Below are 17,736 nucleotides of genomic sequence, written 5' to 3'. Positions count from 1 at the left end.
GTCTTTAGTATAGTAGTTGGAATAATTTAACTTCTGTGATTATTATATTACTTTAAAAAGAGTTTTTCAATAACTTTTTACTTTTTTGTTAAAATTTAACATAACTTTTGGATATAATATTTTTTATATAATAAATTAATGTTATAAACAAAAAAATATACTTTCAATGTGGCATTAATTTATTACCATATTGAAAGTATATATGTATATCTAGTAGTTACATCCAAGATAGACTTTTCCTAAAGACTATTCACCTTGCTCTTCTTCTAGATGTGATTCTGCTTCACTATGCATTAAATATATTAAAGTTAATAAACTTTCAGATAGATGTACATTTTCTACTATTACATCACTTGGCACTTTTAAGTCTACAGGAGCAAAGTTCCATATTCCCTTTATTCCACATTTAACTAAAATATCACATACCTTTTGAGCATTTATTCTTGGTACACAGATAATTCCTACATCTGTTGGATTTTCTTCTGCATATCTTTCTAATTCATCAATATCTTTTATTTCGATATCTCTAATTTTCATCCCTAGTAATTTTGGATTAGCATCAAAAATTGCATTAATATTTAATCCAGCTTTAGAGAATCTATAGTTGGCAATTGCCTGACCTATATTACCAGCCCCAACTATCAAGGCTTTGTACTCTGTATCTAGTCCCAATATTAATCCTATTTGGTTATAAAGATCTTTTACATTGTACCCATAACCTTGTTGCCCGAAATCTCCAAAGTTATTTAAATCTTGTCTTATTTGTGAAGCTGTAAAACCTATTTTTTCTCCAAGTTCTTTTGAAGAAATTCTATCTACATCATTTGCCATTAACTCTTGTAGATATCTATGGTATTTAGGCAATCTTTTAATTACAGCCATAGAAACATGTTTTTTTCTTTCCATAATCTAAATTCTCCTTAAAGTATCTTATATTTAATTAAGTCCACTTTCTCTACTTTTATACATTGATAATATAATAACATACTTTTTATATGTATTCTATATCTCTCAATAAATATAGATGACTTATTTTTGTAAATATTTTTTCTAAATTGTATATCAAACAAGTAATAGTGTATATTATTTTTTAAAATATTCCAAGGTGTTCTAGCAAAATTTTTAATCCTATTAAGATTAATATAACTCCACCTATTATTTCAGCCTTCCCAGAGAATAAGTCTCCAAATATCTTTCCTATTATAACACCTATAGCAGAAGTTACAAGTGTTATTATCCCTATAATCAATACAGCACTTATGATATTTACATTTAAGAATGCAAAACTAACTCCAACAGCTAAAGCATCTATACTTGTAGCAATCGCTAATATAAACATTCTTTTCATTCCTGTATCTACTTCATCATCGCTATCTTCATCAGGGTGAATAGCTTCATGAATCATTTTTCCACCAATTATAGCTAACAGTATGAATGCTATCCAGTGATCAAACTTTTCAATATAACTACTAAATCCATTTCCTAATATCCATCCAATTAGAGGCATAACTCCTTGTGCTATCCCAAAGAACAATCCAGCTTTTAATGCTATTTTCCACTTATCTCTTACTGGAATCTTTAACCCTAGTGCTACAGAAACTGCAAAAGCGTCCATAGCTAATCCTACTGCTAAAAAAATTAAACTTAATAAATCCATAATCTCCTCCACACTTTAAATTTATATATAAAATATTTAATTACTTTATTACCTCTATAGCATTTTTCATTCAAATTTTTATTTATTTTAGTAAATAATATCATTTTATTTTTCCTAAAAAAATAGAGACTTATGTATAACGTAGCAGATCCGTTATACATAAGTCTCACAATTTAAAGCAAAGCCAGATGTGTTAACATCAATATGTTGACTTTGCTACAAGATGCGGTGATCTTGCATGCTACTCCCTTATGCCTAAATATTCTCGACTTTTAAATTATAATTAAAGTAAAATTCTTTGTCAACTTTTATCTAAGACATCTAATAGAGTTAATTACTGCTAATATTGTAACTCCTACATCAGCAAATACTGCTTCCCACATAGTTCCTAAACCAAAAGCTACTAAAATCATAACTAGAGTTTTTATTGCTAGTGCAAAAATTATATTTTGCAAAAGAATTTTATTTGTTTTTCTTGCTGTTTTTATTGCATCAACTATAGACTTAGGATCATCCTTCATTAATACAACATCTGCAGCTTCTATAGCCGCATCAGATCCAATTCCACCCATTGCTATTCCTATATCAGCTCTAGCAAGCACTGGAGCATCATTTATTCCATCACCAACGAAAACAAGCTTACCTTTTGAAGATTTACTATTCATTAGCTTTTCAACCTTCTCTACTTTATCAGCTGGTAATAATTCAGAATAAACTTGATCTAATCCTATTATCTTTCCAACCTTATCAGCTACAACTCTGTTATCACCTGTAAGCATTACAGTATTTTTTATACCAATATTCTTTAAAGTTTCTATTGCTTCCTTAGATGTTTCTTTTATTTCATCTGATATAACTATATTTCCTTTATATTGTCCATCAATAGCAATATGAACTATTGTACCTATAGTATCTACATCATTAAACTTTATATTAAATTTATTCATTAATTTATAGTTGCCTAAAAGAACTTCTTTTCCTTCAATATTAACTCTTATTCCATGACCTGAAACTTCTTCATAATTGCTTAGTATTTCTTTATTTATTTCTTTTCCGTATGCATTTACTATTGATAATGCTATAGGGTGATTAGAATTACTCTCACCGTATGCAGCTAATTTTAGTAATTCATCCTTATCAATATTATTAGTATTTATTTCTGTTACCTTAAATACACCTTTAGTTAAAGTACCAGTTTTATCAAAAACTACTGTTTCAACATCTTTTAATGCTTCAAGATAATTTCCACCTTTAACTAGTACACCTTTTTTAGATGCACCACCTATTCCTGCAAATATGCCAAGTGGAACTGATACTACTAATGCACATGGACATGATACTACTAATAAAGATAATGCTCTATATATCCATATAGAAAATGTTTGATCCTTCATAACTAATGGTGGAACTATTGCAACCAATAAAGCTATTAAACAAACTACAGGTGTATAAATCTTAGAAAACTTTGTTATAAATTTTTCTGCTGAAGCTTTTTTATTTGAAGCATTTTCAACAAGTTCTAAAATTCTTGCAACAGTTGACTCTCCATACTCTCTTGTAACCCTTACTTTTAACACTCCAGTATTATTTATAGCACCAGCCAATATTTCTGTATCAACAGTTATTTCTCTAGGTACTGATTCTCCTGTTAATGCAGATGTATCTATAAAACTTGTTCCATCAATAACTATTCCATCTAAAGGAACTCTTTCACCTGGTTTTATTATTATTATCTCATCAATTTCTACATCTTCTGGCGCTATTCTTAACTCATTTCCATTTTCAAATATAGTTGCATAATCAGCTCTTATATTCATTAAAGAAGATATAGATTTTCTTGATCTTTCAACTGCATACTTTTGGAATGCTTCTCCTATTTCAAAGAATAGCATAACTGCCACAGCTTCTGGATATTCACCTATAGCAAAAGCTCCTAAAGTAGCTATAGCCATTAAGAAGTTTTCATCAAAAACTTCACCTCTTAATATATTCTTTGCTGCTGTTATAAGCACATTCTTACCTATAAGTAAATAGGTAGCTACAAAAATTATAAATGCTACTAATGGATAACCTTCTAACATAACAGCTATAATAAAACCTATCATTCCTATAAATAGAGCTATATTTTCTTTTATATATGAAACAATAGTTTTCTTTTCATCCTCAACTATTAATTCATCTGTACTATTTTTATCATTTAAAATAGTTCTATTTTTCTTACTTCTTTTAACTTCCTTTTTCAATTCAACTTCAACGTCTGGTTCTAAGGACTTTACTATTTTACTAATCTCTTTAAACACTTCATCTATTTCATTACCTTGATTTAGCTCTACTATTAAAGTCGTAGTTGCAAAATTTATAGTAGCATTTTTTATACTATCAAGTTTTCTAATCTTATTCTCAATTTTATTTGCACAATTAGCACAAGTTAATCCTTTTAATAGTATCTTGCTACTATTATTTATTATTTCAGTATTTACATAATTATTATCATTTATAATACAAGCACCATCTTCACATTTACTTATTGTTTTAGTTGGACGCTTTAAACTACCTTTTATTTCTTCAACACTTACACCTTTTTCAATGGATTTTACTATATCTTTTATTTCCTCTATTAAATCTTCTTTTTTATATCCTTCTAAAACTTCAATTGTTAAAGTACTAGTAGCAAAGTTCACAAAGGCTTCTTTTACACCTTTTATATTGTTAACTTTGCCTTCTATCTTGTTAGCACAATTTGCACAACTTAACCCTTTTAATAACAGCTTAATTTTTTTAATCCCTTCATCCATTTAAATTCCCCTCCTTTATTCTGATATATGTCTAAATCCTTCATCAAAAATATGCTTAATATGCTCATCATCAAGTGAGTAATAAACAACTTTACCTTCTCTTCTGAATTTAACTATTCTTGCAGATTTTAACCCTCTTAATTGATGTGAAATAGCTGACTGACTTATATTTAAAAGTGCTGATAAATCACATACACACATTTCAGCTTCAAATAGTGCACAAAGTATTCTTATTCTCGTTGTATCTCCAAATACCTTAAAAAACTCCGCTAGCTCATAAAGCATCTCTTCTTGTGGTAATTTCTCTCTTACTTCTTCTACTACATTCTTGTGTATTACATTACATAAACAGCTTTCATTTTTTTCTTCCATCTTAACCCCCCATTCATATGAATGATTGTTCATATGTTCATATTTATATATTATGCTTATCCTAGCATTTTTGTCAACATTATTTCTATGTTAAAATTTCAAAATATGAAAATATTTATTCTATTCACAATTTATTAACATATAGATATAAAGTAAATATTTTAGTGAATATAAGCTGAACCCTTTGATCCTTATTATTATTCTTTACTATTTTTAATTTAAAAATTAAGGAGATGATTTGATGATATCACTTATAATTGGAACACATGGTAGCTTTTCTAAAGAACTTATCAATTCAGCTGAACTTATTTATGGCAAGTTAGAAAATGTTAACTACATAACCTTTCTTCCTGGAGAAGGACAAAATGATTTGATTAATAAATATAAGGATATAGTAAATAAACTTGATCAAGATCCTAAAATTCTTTTCTTAGTTGACTTGTTTGGTGGAAGTCCATTCAATGCCGCTAGTATATTAGTCTTTGATAACGTTAACATGGATGTGGTTACAGGTGTTAATCTTCCTATGTTGTTAGAGGTCTACTCTAATTTAGAAAATTCTACATTAAATGAATTAGTGGAAATAGCTATAAATTCAGCTCAAAAAAGTGTTTGCTCATTAAAAAAATCTATAGAACTAAATAAAGGAGATGACGATTTGTTATGAAAATTGGATTAGCTAGAATTGATGACAGATTAATTCATGGTCAAGTTGTAACAGTATGGACAAAAGAATGTAAATGCCAAAGGATTATTGTTTGTAACGATGAGGTTGCTAACGATAATCTTAGAAAAACTTTATTAACTCAAGTTGCTCCCCCTGGAGTAAAATCTCACGTTGTAAGTATAGATAAGGCTGTAAGAGTTTATAACAATCCTACTTATGCAAATGATACGGTTTTATTCTTATTTACTAATCCTACTGATGTAGTAAGACTTGTAGATGCTGGAGTAACTATTAAGTCTGTTAACATTGGTGGTATGTGCTTTAAAGAAGGCAAAAAGCAATTAACTACCGCTGTATCTGTAAACGAAGAAGATGTTAAAGCTTTCAGATATCTTGATAGTAAAGGTATAGAGTTAGAAATAAGAAAGGTTGCATCTGATTCTAAAACTAACATTATACCTCTGATAAATAAAATTTTTTAATTAGTCTATAAATTTTTTTATATAAAAGGGAGGTCTACTCTATGTCAACTATTCAAATTATTCTTATCTTTTTAGTTGCATGTATATCTGGTATGGGTAGTGTTCTTGATGAATTTCAAACTCATAGACCACTTATAGCATGTACGCTTATCGGACTTATATTAGGTGATCTTACAACAGGTATCATAATTGGTGGTACTCTAGAAATGATGGCACTTGGATGGATGAATATCGGTGCTGCAATGGCTCCTGATGCTGCTTTAGCATCAATCATATCTACTATTATAGTTATAGCTGGAAAACAAGAAATGGGAGCTGGTATTGCTTTAGCAGTTCCGCTAGCTGCTGCCGGTCAAGTTTTAACTATATTCGCTAGAACTATAACTGTTTTCTTCCAACATCAAGCTGATAAATATGCTGAAAAAGGTGATTTAAATGGAATTGACATGTGTCATCTATTAGCATTAGTTATCCAAGCTCTACGTGTATCTATTCCTTCATTAATAGTTGCTATATTCATAGGAACTGAAGCTGTTCAAAACATGCTTAATGCTATCCCTCAATGGTTAAGTGGCGGCCTTGGAGTTGCTGGTGGATTTATAGTTGTTGTCGGATATGCAATGGTTATAAATATGATGGAGGCAAAATACTTAATGCCTTTCCTATTCTTAGGATTCGTAGTTGCTGCATTTACTGACTTTAATCTTATAGCTCTTGGTGTTTTAGGAACAGTAGCTGCAATAGTTTATATTCAATTAAATCCTAAATATAACGAATCTAAAACTGTTACAATAGTAGCAAATAACGATAATGATGATTTATTAGACTAAGAAAGGAGTGTAAGTAATGAGTGAAATAAAATTAACAAAACAAGATCGTATTCATGTATTTCTTCGTTCCAATCTTCATCAAGGTTCTTGGAACTTTGAAAGAATGCAAGCTTTAGGATATTGCTATGCTATGATACCTGCAATAAAAAGATTATATCAAGGCGAAGATAGAAAGAAGGCCTTAAAAAGACATCTAGAGTTCTTTAATACTCAGCCATTTGTAACTGCTCCTATACTAGGCGTTAATCTTGCTATGGAAGAACAAAAAGCAAATGGTGCTGATATAGATGATGGTTCAATTAATGGTTTAAAGGTTGGTTTAATGGGACCTTTAGCAGGTGTTGGTGATCCAATATTCTGGGGTACTTTAAGACCAGTAACTGCTGCATTAGGAGCTTCTTTAGCACTTACCGGTAGCTTACTTGGACCTCTTCTTTTCTTCCTTCTATTCAATGTAGTTCGCCTTGGATTTAGATGGATAGGTATCGAATATGGTTATACTAAAGGTACTGATATAATCAAAGACATGGGTGGAAATAAGCTTCAAAAATTAACAGAAGGAGCTTCAATTCTTGGTTTATTCGTAATCGGAGCTTTAATTTGTAAGTGGACAACTGTTAATATTCCATTTGTATTAGCAGAATATACTGCTCAAGATGGTACAAACGTAGTTACTACAATTCAAAGTGTACTTGATAGCTTACTTCCAGGTTTAATTCCTTTATTGATGACTTTTGGTTGTATGAAACTTCTTAAGAAAAAAGTTAATCCTTTATGGATAATCTTCGGATTATTTGGAATTGGAATTATAGGATATGTATTAGGTATATTAGCTTAATAAAAAAGTACAAAGCACTTTTAATGAAAAATTATAAGTTTATAATTCTAAATTAATGTGGAAACTGCTAAGGCAGTTTCTTTTTTTAACATTACTATAAATGAATTTCTCTCTTTAATTTATAATTTATACTTTATAATTTTCCATTATATAAATTTTTTTATTAAGAATACACATACTATAAATAAAATAATTATGTAAATTATATATTCACCTATCATTGTATATAATGTGTTATGATTTATAATATCTACAGATGAATTTATATATCCTTGCTTTAAAGTACTTAACCTTTCTACTACTCTTCCCTTATTATCTATAAAACAAGAAATTCCCGTATTAGCGGCTCTTACAACATATCTATTATTTTCAATAGCCCTTAGAACCGCATTATTATTATGTTCATAAACCGCTTTAGAATCTTTAAACCAAGAGTCATTACTTGCTATAAATATTACTTCAGCCCCATCTTTTACACTTTCTATTACTAATTGAGGAAATACCGATTCATAGCATACTAAGCACCCTATTTTAGAGTTGTTGTCATCAATAATTACTGATTTCTCTCCTGCTTTAAGATCTCCATCTACTAGGTTTAATTCTTTAATTATGGGAATCTTTTCTAATAGGAATTCTTCAAAAGGTAATGCTTCACCAAATGGTACTAGATGCCTCTTAAAATAAATATCTTCAATCTTCCCAGAACTATCTATAGCCACTATAGAATTATACTTATAACAATCATTTTTATAGTCAGTATAAAAGGTACCAGTCATAAATGTAATATTCAGACTTTTAGCTAATTCCTTATATTCTTCTAATATCCAGCTATCATTTGAAATATCTACAGGTATAGCAGTCTCTGGCCATAATACTACTTCAGTTTTCTTGCCATATTTATTGCTATTTTCAACTGCCTCTATAGTTAATTTTTTATAAATATTAAAATTTTTTAATGTGTCTCCATTTTGCCATTTCTCGGTGGTATTAATATTTCCTTGTACTACAGTTACATTTACCTTTTCCCCATAGTTCTCTTCATTTAAGCTGAAGTATCCATAAGATATATTAATAACAAAAATTAGTATAGCTATAAAAATTGACTTCATAGCTATAACTTTACTTTTCTTATAATTAATAATTCCTTCTAAAATCATCCCATTAAAAACTATTATTATAATGCTAATAAAGCTACTTCCAAATAAAGATACACTTTGAATTACAGGTAAGTAATCTACCTGAGATATAGCAAGCTTCCCCCATGGAAATCCTAACAACCCTTGTTCTTGTATATATTCAATTACAAACCACAAACTTGCTATAGTAAAAATATTTAATAAATTACTTTTTACTTTTAGATATTTAAAAATTCCAAGCACAATACCTATTACTAAACCTTCTAATAAACTAATTAATATCCACCCACAAAAAAGTATTAACATGCTTTTCGCTTTTCCCAAATCAAGCCACTCAAAAGGATATAAATTGAATATCCAATGTAATATTACTAAATAGTAAGTAGTTCCAAAAATAGTTCCTATCTTAAATATTTTTATAAAAGTATTTTCTTGTCTAATTAATATATAAAGCAAAGGAATAAAACTTATCCACATAAGTACTCCTAAGTTATCAACAGTAAATGCTATTCCACTTACAATAGCTGATAAAACTATTAATAATATTTCACTTTTATATAAATATGTTTTCATTCTAATATCCCCTAATAGATTTAATATTTTTAAGTATTAACATAAAACTTTTTATTAAACCATCAGTATCAGTTAATATTTAATAATAAAAAAGGCTGTGCCTAAGCACTAGCCTCCTTATAAAAATATCTGATAACAGGTTAAATATTTGTTGCATAGCCCAAATCTTTGGCTCTCTTTCGTGCTGTTATCTGACTTATATTTGAGAATTCTCTATACTATAGTTTATTACCATATATCAAAAAAGTTTACAATTTATTTTGATATATTTATAATTATGCTATATTTTCTAGTTTTTCTTCTTTTTCTATTATAGTAACATTTTCTTTTCTATCAGCAATGTTTTCCTTAACAACCTTAACTGTTTGTATTATTATAGTTGGTATTACTGCTAGTAAATATATTAATCCATATTGATTTAAGCTTAAACTTTCAACTTGGAATAAGTTTTGTAAAAATGGTACAAATAAAACTGAATTTAATAATATTAATCCAATTCCAAAAGCTCCCCAAGCATATCTATTACCAAATACTCCTAATCTAAATATTGAATTTTTACCTCTACAGTTAAATCCATGGAATAATCTAGCTAAACAAAGTGTTGCAAATGCCATAGTTGAAGCTGTTAATGGAGTTGTCCCTTTAGCTCCTCCCATATAAAATGCTACTAAAGTAACTACTCCTATTAGTAATCCTTCCAGTCCAACACCTAATAAGAAGTCTTTAGTTAATATTGATTCACTTCTTCCTCTTGGTTTTTCATTTAATAATCCCTTATTAGCCTTTTCCATACCTATAGCTATAGCTGGAAGACTATCAGTTAAAAGATTCATAAATAGTAAGTGTACTGGTGCAAATATCATTGGTAAAGCCATTATTGAAGAATATAAAACAGCAATTATACCTGCAGTGTTACCTGATAATAAGAACTTAATTGAGTTCTTGATATTATTATATACATTTCTACCATTAGCAACAGACTTAACTATTGTTGCAAAGTTATCATCTGTTAATATCATAGATGCTGCGTCCTTTGAAACTTCTGTTCCTGTAATACCCATTGCTATACCAATATCAGCTTGCTTTAATGCTGGAGCATCATTAACACCATCACCAGTCATAGCAACTATTTCACCTTTTTCTTGCCATGCTTTTACTATTCTAATCTTATGCTCTGGTGAAACTCTAGCATAAACTGAGATATGCTCAATATTATTTTTCAATTCTTCATCATTCATTTTATCTATTTCTAGACCTTCTATAGCCCTATCGCCATCTCTTAAAATACCAATTTCCTTTGCAATAGCTGATGCTGTAATTTTATGGTCTCCAGTAATCATTATAGGTTTAATACCTGCTCTTATACAATCAGCAACAGCTTGTTTACTTTCTTCTCTTGGAGGATCTATCATTGAAATTAATCCTATGAAAGTAAAGTTATTTTCATCATTTAAAGTTAAATCTCTAACTTCTGATAACTCTTTATATCCAAAAGCTAAAACTCTTAATCCATTTTCAGATAGTTCTTTATTAGTTATTATTATATTTTGCTTATCTTCATAACTAATTTCCTTAATACCTTCAGAAGTCATAATATACTTAACTCTATCAAGCATTACATCTAATGCACCTTTGGTGAACATTATATTCTTGTTATCTATATTATGAAGAGTACTCATAAGTTTTCTATCTGAATCAAATGGAATTTCTGCTAATCTAGAAATATCTCCACGTAATCTTAACTCATCAATTGAAAGCTTATGCCCTAAGTTAACTAAAGCAACTTCTGTAGGATCTCCAATTTCTTTTCCATCTTGTGATGTAGAATCATTACAAAGTATAGAATTCTTTAATAAGTACGCTTGTACATTATCATCTAAACTTAAACTTTCACCATCTATAAGTTTTCCGTCAACATATACTTTTTTAACAGTCATTTTATTTTGAGTTAATGTACCAGTCTTATCAGAACAAATTATAGACACTGATCCTAACCCTTCTACAGCTTTTAACTTCTTAATAATAGCATTTTCCTTAGCCATCTTTTGAGTGCCTAAAGCAAGAACTATAGTTACTATTGAGCTTAAAGCTTCTGGGATAGCTGCAACTGCAAGGGCAACTGCAAACATTAACGAATCAAGTACATCCATTTTTCTATATAATGATAATCCAAATACAACAACACAAATAGCCAATATTATAAACGCTAATTTTTTACTAAAATCATCTAAACTAACTTGTAGTGGAGTCTTCTTTTCTTGAGTTTCTTCCATAAGAGTAGCTATCTTACCAATCTCAGTTTTCATACCTGTTGAAGTAACTAATACTAATGCTCTACCGTATGTAACTAGAGATCCTGAGAATACCATATTTTTTTGATCACCTAAGGCAACTTCTTCTTTATCTATCATTTCGGTTGTCTTATCCACACTTAAAGATTCTCCAGTTAATGAGCTTTCATTTACCTGAAGTGAATAATTCTCAATAATTCTTCCATCTGCAGCTACTAAGTCTCCAGCTTCTAATATTAAAATATCTCCAGGTACTACATTTTTAGAATCTATCTCTATTTTTGCTCCATCTCTTATAACCTTAGCTGAAGGAGATGATAAAGCTTTAAGAGAATCTAAAGATTGCTCTGCCTTAAAATGTTGCACAGTTCCAAGTATTGCATTTAGAATAATAACTGCAAATATTACTAATGTACTTTCTACATTATGACTCATCATTGATATTATTCCTGCAATGATTAATATAAATACTAATAAATCCTTAAACTGACTTAAAAACACTTGGATAACTGTTTGTTTCTTCTTTTCATTAAGTGCATTCAATCCATGTTTAGTTAAGCTTTCCGTCACTTGCTGTGATGTTAAACCATCTTTTGTAACATTAAAATCTTTTAATGAATCTTCTACGTTAGTATTAAAATAACTTTTCATAATTTTTCCCCCTTATCAAATTTACAATAATATGAGTCAATATAAAAAGAGACTCTTAATATAGTTCTCATTAAAATAACTTAAATGTTATCTTTATAAGAATTATATTAAAAGTCTCGTAACCCGGTAGGCACATAACACCAGACTTAAAAGTCGCGATTGTTGATGTTATATTTTAAACTACTCCCCTTTAATCAATATTAACTTTATATAGTATTATATACCACTTATTTTAAAATGTCAATTATTTATAATTCATTTTACAATTATTTAACAAATTAAAAAAAATAACTGATTTATTAAAATATATACCCTTAACTGTATTTTTATGGTATAATAATGGTATAAACCTACCAGGCAAAAATAGGTTTGAAAACGAAGGTAATCTGCTAATACCTTCGTTTTTACTTTAATTTTTTATTATTGTAAACGTTTTAAAGGAATTTTTTTATTCTTGCCGAATATTTATATTATAAAAGTATTTAGCGAGGTGACTTATGAACCATATATTTTATATTAGTAATGATTGTATAGAAGTATTCCTGTCTGATACTTCTTCTACTGAAGATGATGAATTATTAGCTAAAGCATTAAATTTTATGAGAAACTCTGGTTTAACAGTTACTTTAAAAGGATTCGATAAATATAATCGAGCTATAGTAGATATTGATGGCGTAATACATACTGTAGCTAAAAATGGGACCTTAGGTCTAAGCCAAAGATTTATTACAGCAAAACATCAAGTATCAATCGTAGAAAACTCTAAAAGATATAATAATATAGCTAAATTATTAGCATAGTGTATTTAATTTAAACAACCTCTAAAAATATAAATTTCATAGTTTATATTTTTAGAGGTTGTTAATTTTTTTATATTTTTTACTCTACCCAAAGTTGTGATGAATATATCCCCCCCTTTCCAGAAATAATCACACTTATTATACAAACACTCATAGCAAATACTATATTTACAGATCCAAACAATTCAAGATACATAATAAAACATGCTATTGGAGCATTGGTTGCTCCAGCGAATACCCCAACTAACCCTAATGCTGCCGCTACCGATCTTGGAACTCCAAATATATTGGATAAAGTAGACCCTAATGTTGCTCCAATTACAAATAGTGGCGTTACTTCTCCACCTTGATATCCTGCACCCAAGCAAAGTGTTGTTAAAACTAGCTTAATCAAAAAAGCAAAATTAGGCACTTCTTTAATAAATGCATCTGTTAATAATCCTAGACTCAAATTATTATACATTCTATTACCTATAATAAGTGTTGCAATCATCATTAAACTTCCACCTACAAATATTTTCAAATAATTATTACTTATATATTTACCTAATACATATTTGAAAAGCTTAGTCATATCTATAAATAATTTACTAGCTAAACCAAAGCAAATAGCTAAGGCTATTATTCTTAATATATTAGTAAACATAAATGGTTCTACTGGTGGAATATTAAAATGTGTATGCTTTACTCCTAAAAACCTGACAACTCTATCCCCTACTATAGCTGCAGTTATTGCAGGTAACATTGAATCGTAACTTAAACTTCCAATATATGATACTTCTAATGCAAATACTGTTCCTGTAAGAGGTGTTCCAAAGACAGATGAAAATCCCGCTGCAACTCCACTAATTAACAAAATCTTTTTATCTTGATTTTTATTTATCATCTTACATAAATAATTACCTATTGTTCCTCCAATTTGCACCCCAGTTCCTTCTCTCCCTACAGACCCACCAAATAAATGAGTTAATACTGTACCTACAAATACTAATGGGGCCATAATAAACTTAATTTCTTCTGTGCTACCGTTTATATTTTCAATTATTATATTATTCCCTTTACTAGAGTTTCCTCCAAACTTCTTATAAAGAAATGTCATTAATACTCCTGAAATAGGTAACATCCATATAAGATTATAATAATTCAAATTTAAATATATAGCTTTTTCTAGTAATATTAAAAAAACGCCTATAGAAATCCCTGATAATAATCCAATTATAACTGCAATAAATGTAAGCTTTAAAATTTTTATAGATTTCATCTTTGTCACTCCATACATTCATTAATGATATTAAGTTTCCCATAATTTCAAAATAATATTTTAAAACTAAATGTATATTATACTTGCACATTTAATTTCAAAGTGTTATATTATATTCATAGATAATGATTATTAAATAATATAGATTCAAAAGGAGTTTTAATTATGTTAGATAAAAAAACAATAGATATAATAAAAAGTACAGTCCCAGCTTTAAAGGCACATGGATTAGAGATTACGAAAACTTTCTACAAAACAATGTTTGAAAGAAACCCTGAAGTTGCCCCACTATTTAATATGGATAGGCAAAAATCTGGAGAACAACCTAAAGCTTTAGCAATGTCAATACTAGCTTCTGCTCAAAATATAGACAACCTATCAGCTATAATGCCTGTAGTTGAAAAAATAGCTATAAGACATTGTGATTCAGGAGTAAAACCTGAACATTATCCAATAGTTGGAGAAAATTTATTACTTGCTATTAAAGAAGTTTTAGGAGATGCTGCTACAGATGAAATTATAGATGCTTGGGGCAAAACTTACGAAGTACTTGCTCAAGTGTTTATCGATGTTGAAGCTAAAATATATGCTTCAAGGGTTTAAAATATTCAAATAATACATTAACTAACGATATATCAGATAATATTGTAAAAAGTACACCTACATATATAACTAGGTTTAAGACATTACAAAAAAACTTAAAATAATATATAAATACAAAAGATAGTAGTTAAAAAGCAATATATTTTAACTACTATTTCTCATTTATTACATTTATACTAATTAAATATCTGTTTTTACATTTCACAAATATTATTTCCCTCTCATATAATACACTATAGCATTACTTGGAGTTGAATCATTTGATATACGCACTAGTTCTAGCAGGGGGAAAAGGTACTAGGTTATATCCCTTATCAAGGACTAACCAACCAAAACAATTCTTAAAACTAATTAATGGTAAAAGCTTTTTAGTAAACACTGTAGATAGAATTACTCCTCTTATTAATAAGGAGAATATTTACGTTGTTACTAATCAAGATTATGTAGATAAAATTAAGGAAGAGCTAAGCGATATAAATCCTGATAATATATTTACAGAACCTCAAAACAAGGAAACCGCAACTTGCATAGGTTTATCTGCAGTCAAGCTTTTAAAAAAGGATAAAGATGCCATAATGGTCGTCTTACCTTCAGATCACCATGTAGAAGGTAAGAAAGAATATTTAGATGTATTATCAGAAGCTATTGATATAGCTAATAAACGTCGAGGTATTGTAACTGTTGGCATTAATCCAACTAGACCTGAAACAGGGTATGGTTATATTGAAATGGGAGAAAGAATTGTATCTTCTGAGGCAGCTTACAAAATTGCTCGATTTACTGAAAAACCCAATATAGAGGTTGCTAAGGATTTTCTACTAAAAGGCACTTATCTATGGAACTCTGGTATGTTTATCTTTAGAGCAGATGTTATTCTGCGTGAAATAGAAAAATATCTTCCAAAGATGTATAAATCACTTATGGAGATTTATCAAAACATCGGTGAAGAATTTGAAGAGCAAGTAGTTAGGGAACAATACAATCTTATAGATGGAATATCTATTGACTTTGGCGTAATGCAACGTACTCGAAAGGCATATGTAATCAAAGGTAACTTTGCTTGGGATGATATTGGTAGTTTTACTGCACTTAGTCGCTTTTTAAGTCAGTCTAGCAGTAACAATATCAGTAAGAATGTATATGTTCAAGATTGTGAAAACTGTTCAATCTTTGGAGATAAAAATTTAATAATAGGTTTTGGCGTTAAGGATTTAGTAGTTGTAGATGCCGGTGATGTTATCCTTGTTATGGATAAGAATAAAGACCAGGAAATTAAACATCTATTAAATGACCTTAATACTAGCGAGCAATTTGATGATTTTGTATAAAATCATTGCTGTAAAGAGGCTACCATATTGGTGGCCTCTTTACAGTTATTTGAATAGTTTATTTCATTACTTTTCTTAATAGCTTTATCCTATCATTATAAGGTGCAAATCTTATCTTAAATTCTATAAATGTTCCTCTTTTCATTACTGACTTAGTATGAGTAAATGTATTGAAACTATCTTTCCCGTGATATTTTCCTAAACCACTTGGTCCAACTCCGCCAAAAGGAAGATTTCCATTAGCCACATGTATTATAGTATCATTTATAGTTACTCCACCAGCACTAGTTCTTTCTATAACATATTCTATTTTTTTGTTACTCTCAGAAAAATAATATAAAGCTAGCGGTTTTTCTCTCTTGTTAATAATACTAATTATTTCATTTAGGTCATTAAATTCTATTACTGGAAGTATTGGCCCAAAAATTTCATCAGTCATAACTAATGACTCTAATTTTACATTAGTTAAAATGGTTGGCTCCATATATAATGTTTCTTTATCAATTTCTCCTCCAAAATATATTTCTCCATCCTTTAAATAATTAGAAAATCTATCTAAAGATATAGTGTTTACTATCCTAGGGTAATCTGGACTTTTCTTTATATTTTCTCCAAATTGATTTTTAATTTCTTTAACTAAAGCCTTTAAAAATTTATCTTTTATATTTTTGTGTATAAACAAATAGTCAGGAGCAACACAAGTTTGACCTGCATTTAAAAATTTTCCCCAAACTATCCTCTTTGCAGCTAAATTAATATCAGCATCACTATCTACTATACAAGGACTTTTTCCTCCGAGTTCTAAAGTTACAGGAGTAAGGTTTTTCGCTGCCTTTTCCATAACTATTTTCCCAACTCTTACACTACCAGTGAAGAATATATAATCAAAGGGTAAATCCAAAAGATAAGATACTACTTCTTTTCCTCCTAAAGGATCTACAACTCTTATATAACCCTTATCAAAATTATTATTTATAATCTTTTCTAATAACTTAGCTGTATTTATAGTATTCTCTGAAGGCTTTATTATTGCTGTATTTCCTGCTGATATAGCCCCAATCAGCGGTGCAAGAACTAACTGGAATGGGTAATTAAATGGACCAATTATTAAAGTAACTCCATAAGGTTCTTTATACACATAACTTTTAGATGGATAATGAACAATAGGAGAACTCCTTTTTTCTCTTTTCGCCCACTTTCTAATATTCTTTATATGTAAATTAATCTCATCGTATATTATACCAACCTCTGTTGCGTAAGCCTCAAAATTTGATTTTCCTAAATCCTTCTTTAAAGCTTGTAATATTTCCTCTTCATTTTTTTGTATAATTTTTTTCAACTTTTTTAATTCATTAATTCTAAAATCAATGTTTTTACTTTTTCCTAATTCAAAAAACTTTTTCTGTTCACTAAATATTAATTCTATCTCCTTCATATCTACCTCTCTAAATA

At 29.0% G+C, this 17,736-nt stretch carries 15 protein-coding genes; 7 read left to right on the top strand and 8 right to left on the bottom strand.

The features are described 5' to 3' along the window. Positions 1–246: 246 nt before the first annotated feature. The 4 genes from H8S20_RS19495 to H8S20_RS19480 form a co-directional block, all read right to left on the bottom strand. A complete protein-coding gene (locus H8S20_RS19495) occupies positions 247–906 on the bottom strand; it encodes a redox-sensing transcriptional repressor Rex (protein ID WP_186861125.1) in 660 nt (219 codons plus the stop codon). A gap of 184 nt (positions 907–1,090) precedes the next feature. Further along, entirely contained in the window at positions 1,091–1,657 is a 567-nt protein-coding gene (locus tag H8S20_RS19490; RefSeq protein WP_186861124.1) for a manganese efflux pump MntP, read from the bottom strand. 308 nt (positions 1,658–1,965) lie between these two features. Then, positions 1,966–4,452, bottom strand: coding sequence for a heavy metal translocating P-type ATPase (locus H8S20_RS19485; protein ID WP_186861123.1), 2,487 nt, complete (start codon positions 4,450–4,452; stop codon positions 1,966–1,968). 15 nt (positions 4,453–4,467) lie between these two features. Next, positions 4,468–4,824 carry an ArsR/SmtB family transcription factor gene (locus H8S20_RS19480; RefSeq protein ID WP_032117137.1) on the bottom strand — a complete coding sequence of 119 codons (357 nt, stop codon included), beginning with the start codon at positions 4,822–4,824 and terminating at the stop codon, positions 4,468–4,470. Positions 4,825–5,065: 241 nt separating this feature from the next. On the opposite strand from H8S20_RS19480, the gene H8S20_RS19475 reads away from it, so the two are divergent. The 4 genes from H8S20_RS19475 to manZ are packed head-to-tail and all read left to right on the top strand — an operon-like array spanning position 5,066 to position 7,641. Continuing rightward, positions 5,066–5,491 (top strand): PTS sugar transporter subunit IIA, encoded by a 426-nt coding sequence (locus H8S20_RS19475; RefSeq protein ID WP_186861122.1) that lies wholly within the window; start codon positions 5,066–5,068, stop codon positions 5,489–5,491. Beyond that, the gene (locus H8S20_RS19470; protein WP_186861121.1) at positions 5,488–5,973 is read left to right on the top strand and encodes a mannose/fructose/sorbose PTS transporter subunit IIB; all 486 of its coding nucleotides are present in this window, start codon (positions 5,488–5,490) and stop codon (positions 5,971–5,973) included. Before H8S20_RS19475 ends, H8S20_RS19470 begins: the two co-directional genes overlap by 4 nt. 41 nt (positions 5,974–6,014) lie before the next feature. Then, positions 6,015–6,803 (top strand): PTS mannose/fructose/sorbose transporter subunit IIC, encoded by a 789-nt coding sequence (locus H8S20_RS19465; RefSeq protein ID WP_032117134.1) that lies wholly within the window; start codon positions 6,015–6,017, stop codon positions 6,801–6,803. A 16-nt stretch (positions 6,804–6,819) separates the two neighbouring features. Further along, a complete protein-coding gene (gene manZ, locus H8S20_RS19460) occupies positions 6,820–7,641 on the top strand; it encodes a PTS mannose transporter subunit IID (protein WP_032117133.1) in 822 nt (273 codons plus the stop codon). A 146-nt stretch (positions 7,642–7,787) separates the two neighbouring features. Here the strand turns inward: manZ and lnt are convergent, their stop codons facing one another. Then, a complete protein-coding gene (gene lnt / locus H8S20_RS19455) occupies positions 7,788–9,350 on the bottom strand; it encodes an apolipoprotein N-acyltransferase (protein WP_186861120.1) in 1,563 nt (520 codons plus the stop codon). A 275-nt stretch (positions 9,351–9,625) separates the two neighbouring features. Then, positions 9,626–12,292 (bottom strand): cation-translocating P-type ATPase, encoded by a 2,667-nt coding sequence (locus H8S20_RS19450; RefSeq protein ID WP_186861119.1) that lies wholly within the window; start codon positions 12,290–12,292, stop codon positions 9,626–9,628. A 497-nt stretch (positions 12,293–12,789) separates the two neighbouring features. Here H8S20_RS19450 and H8S20_RS19445 point away from each other — a divergent pair, with 497 nt between their 5' ends. Further along, entirely contained in the window at positions 12,790–13,092 is a 303-nt protein-coding gene (locus H8S20_RS19445; protein ID WP_032117130.1) for a hypothetical protein, read from the top strand. 79 nt (positions 13,093–13,171) lie between these two features. Here H8S20_RS19445 and H8S20_RS19440 read toward each other — a convergent pair whose 3' ends face one another. After that, a complete protein-coding gene (locus H8S20_RS19440) occupies positions 13,172–14,353 on the bottom strand; it encodes a chloride channel protein (protein WP_243177782.1) in 1,182 nt (393 codons plus the stop codon). Between the two features lie 165 nt (positions 14,354–14,518). Here H8S20_RS19440 and H8S20_RS19435 point away from each other — a divergent pair, with 165 nt between their 5' ends. Both H8S20_RS19435 and H8S20_RS19430 read left to right on the top strand, forming a co-directional pair. Further along, positions 14,519–14,956 carry a globin domain-containing protein gene (locus H8S20_RS19435; protein WP_186861118.1) on the top strand — a complete coding sequence of 146 codons (438 nt, stop codon included), beginning with the start codon at positions 14,519–14,521 and terminating at the stop codon, positions 14,954–14,956. Between the two features lie 260 nt (positions 14,957–15,216). Next, positions 15,217–16,284: a mannose-1-phosphate guanylyltransferase gene (locus H8S20_RS19430; RefSeq protein WP_032117128.1), complete on the top strand. Its 1,068-nt coding sequence runs from the start codon at positions 15,217–15,219 to the stop codon at positions 16,282–16,284. A gap of 58 nt (positions 16,285–16,342) precedes the next feature. Here H8S20_RS19430 and H8S20_RS19425 read toward each other — a convergent pair whose 3' ends face one another. After that, complete coding sequence (locus H8S20_RS19425) at positions 16,343–17,719, bottom strand: aldehyde dehydrogenase (RefSeq protein ID WP_032117127.1); 1,377 nt, start codon at positions 17,717–17,719, stop codon at positions 16,343–16,345. Between the last annotated feature and the right edge of the window lie 17 nt (positions 17,720–17,736).

This window comes from Clostridium hominis (assembly GCF_014287825.1).
Taxonomy (GTDB): Bacteria; Bacillota; Clostridia; order Clostridiales; family Clostridiaceae; genus Clostridium; species Clostridium hominis.
The sequence above is the reverse complement of the archived record's forward strand: the minus strand, read 5'-3'. Positions and strand labels throughout refer to the sequence as shown.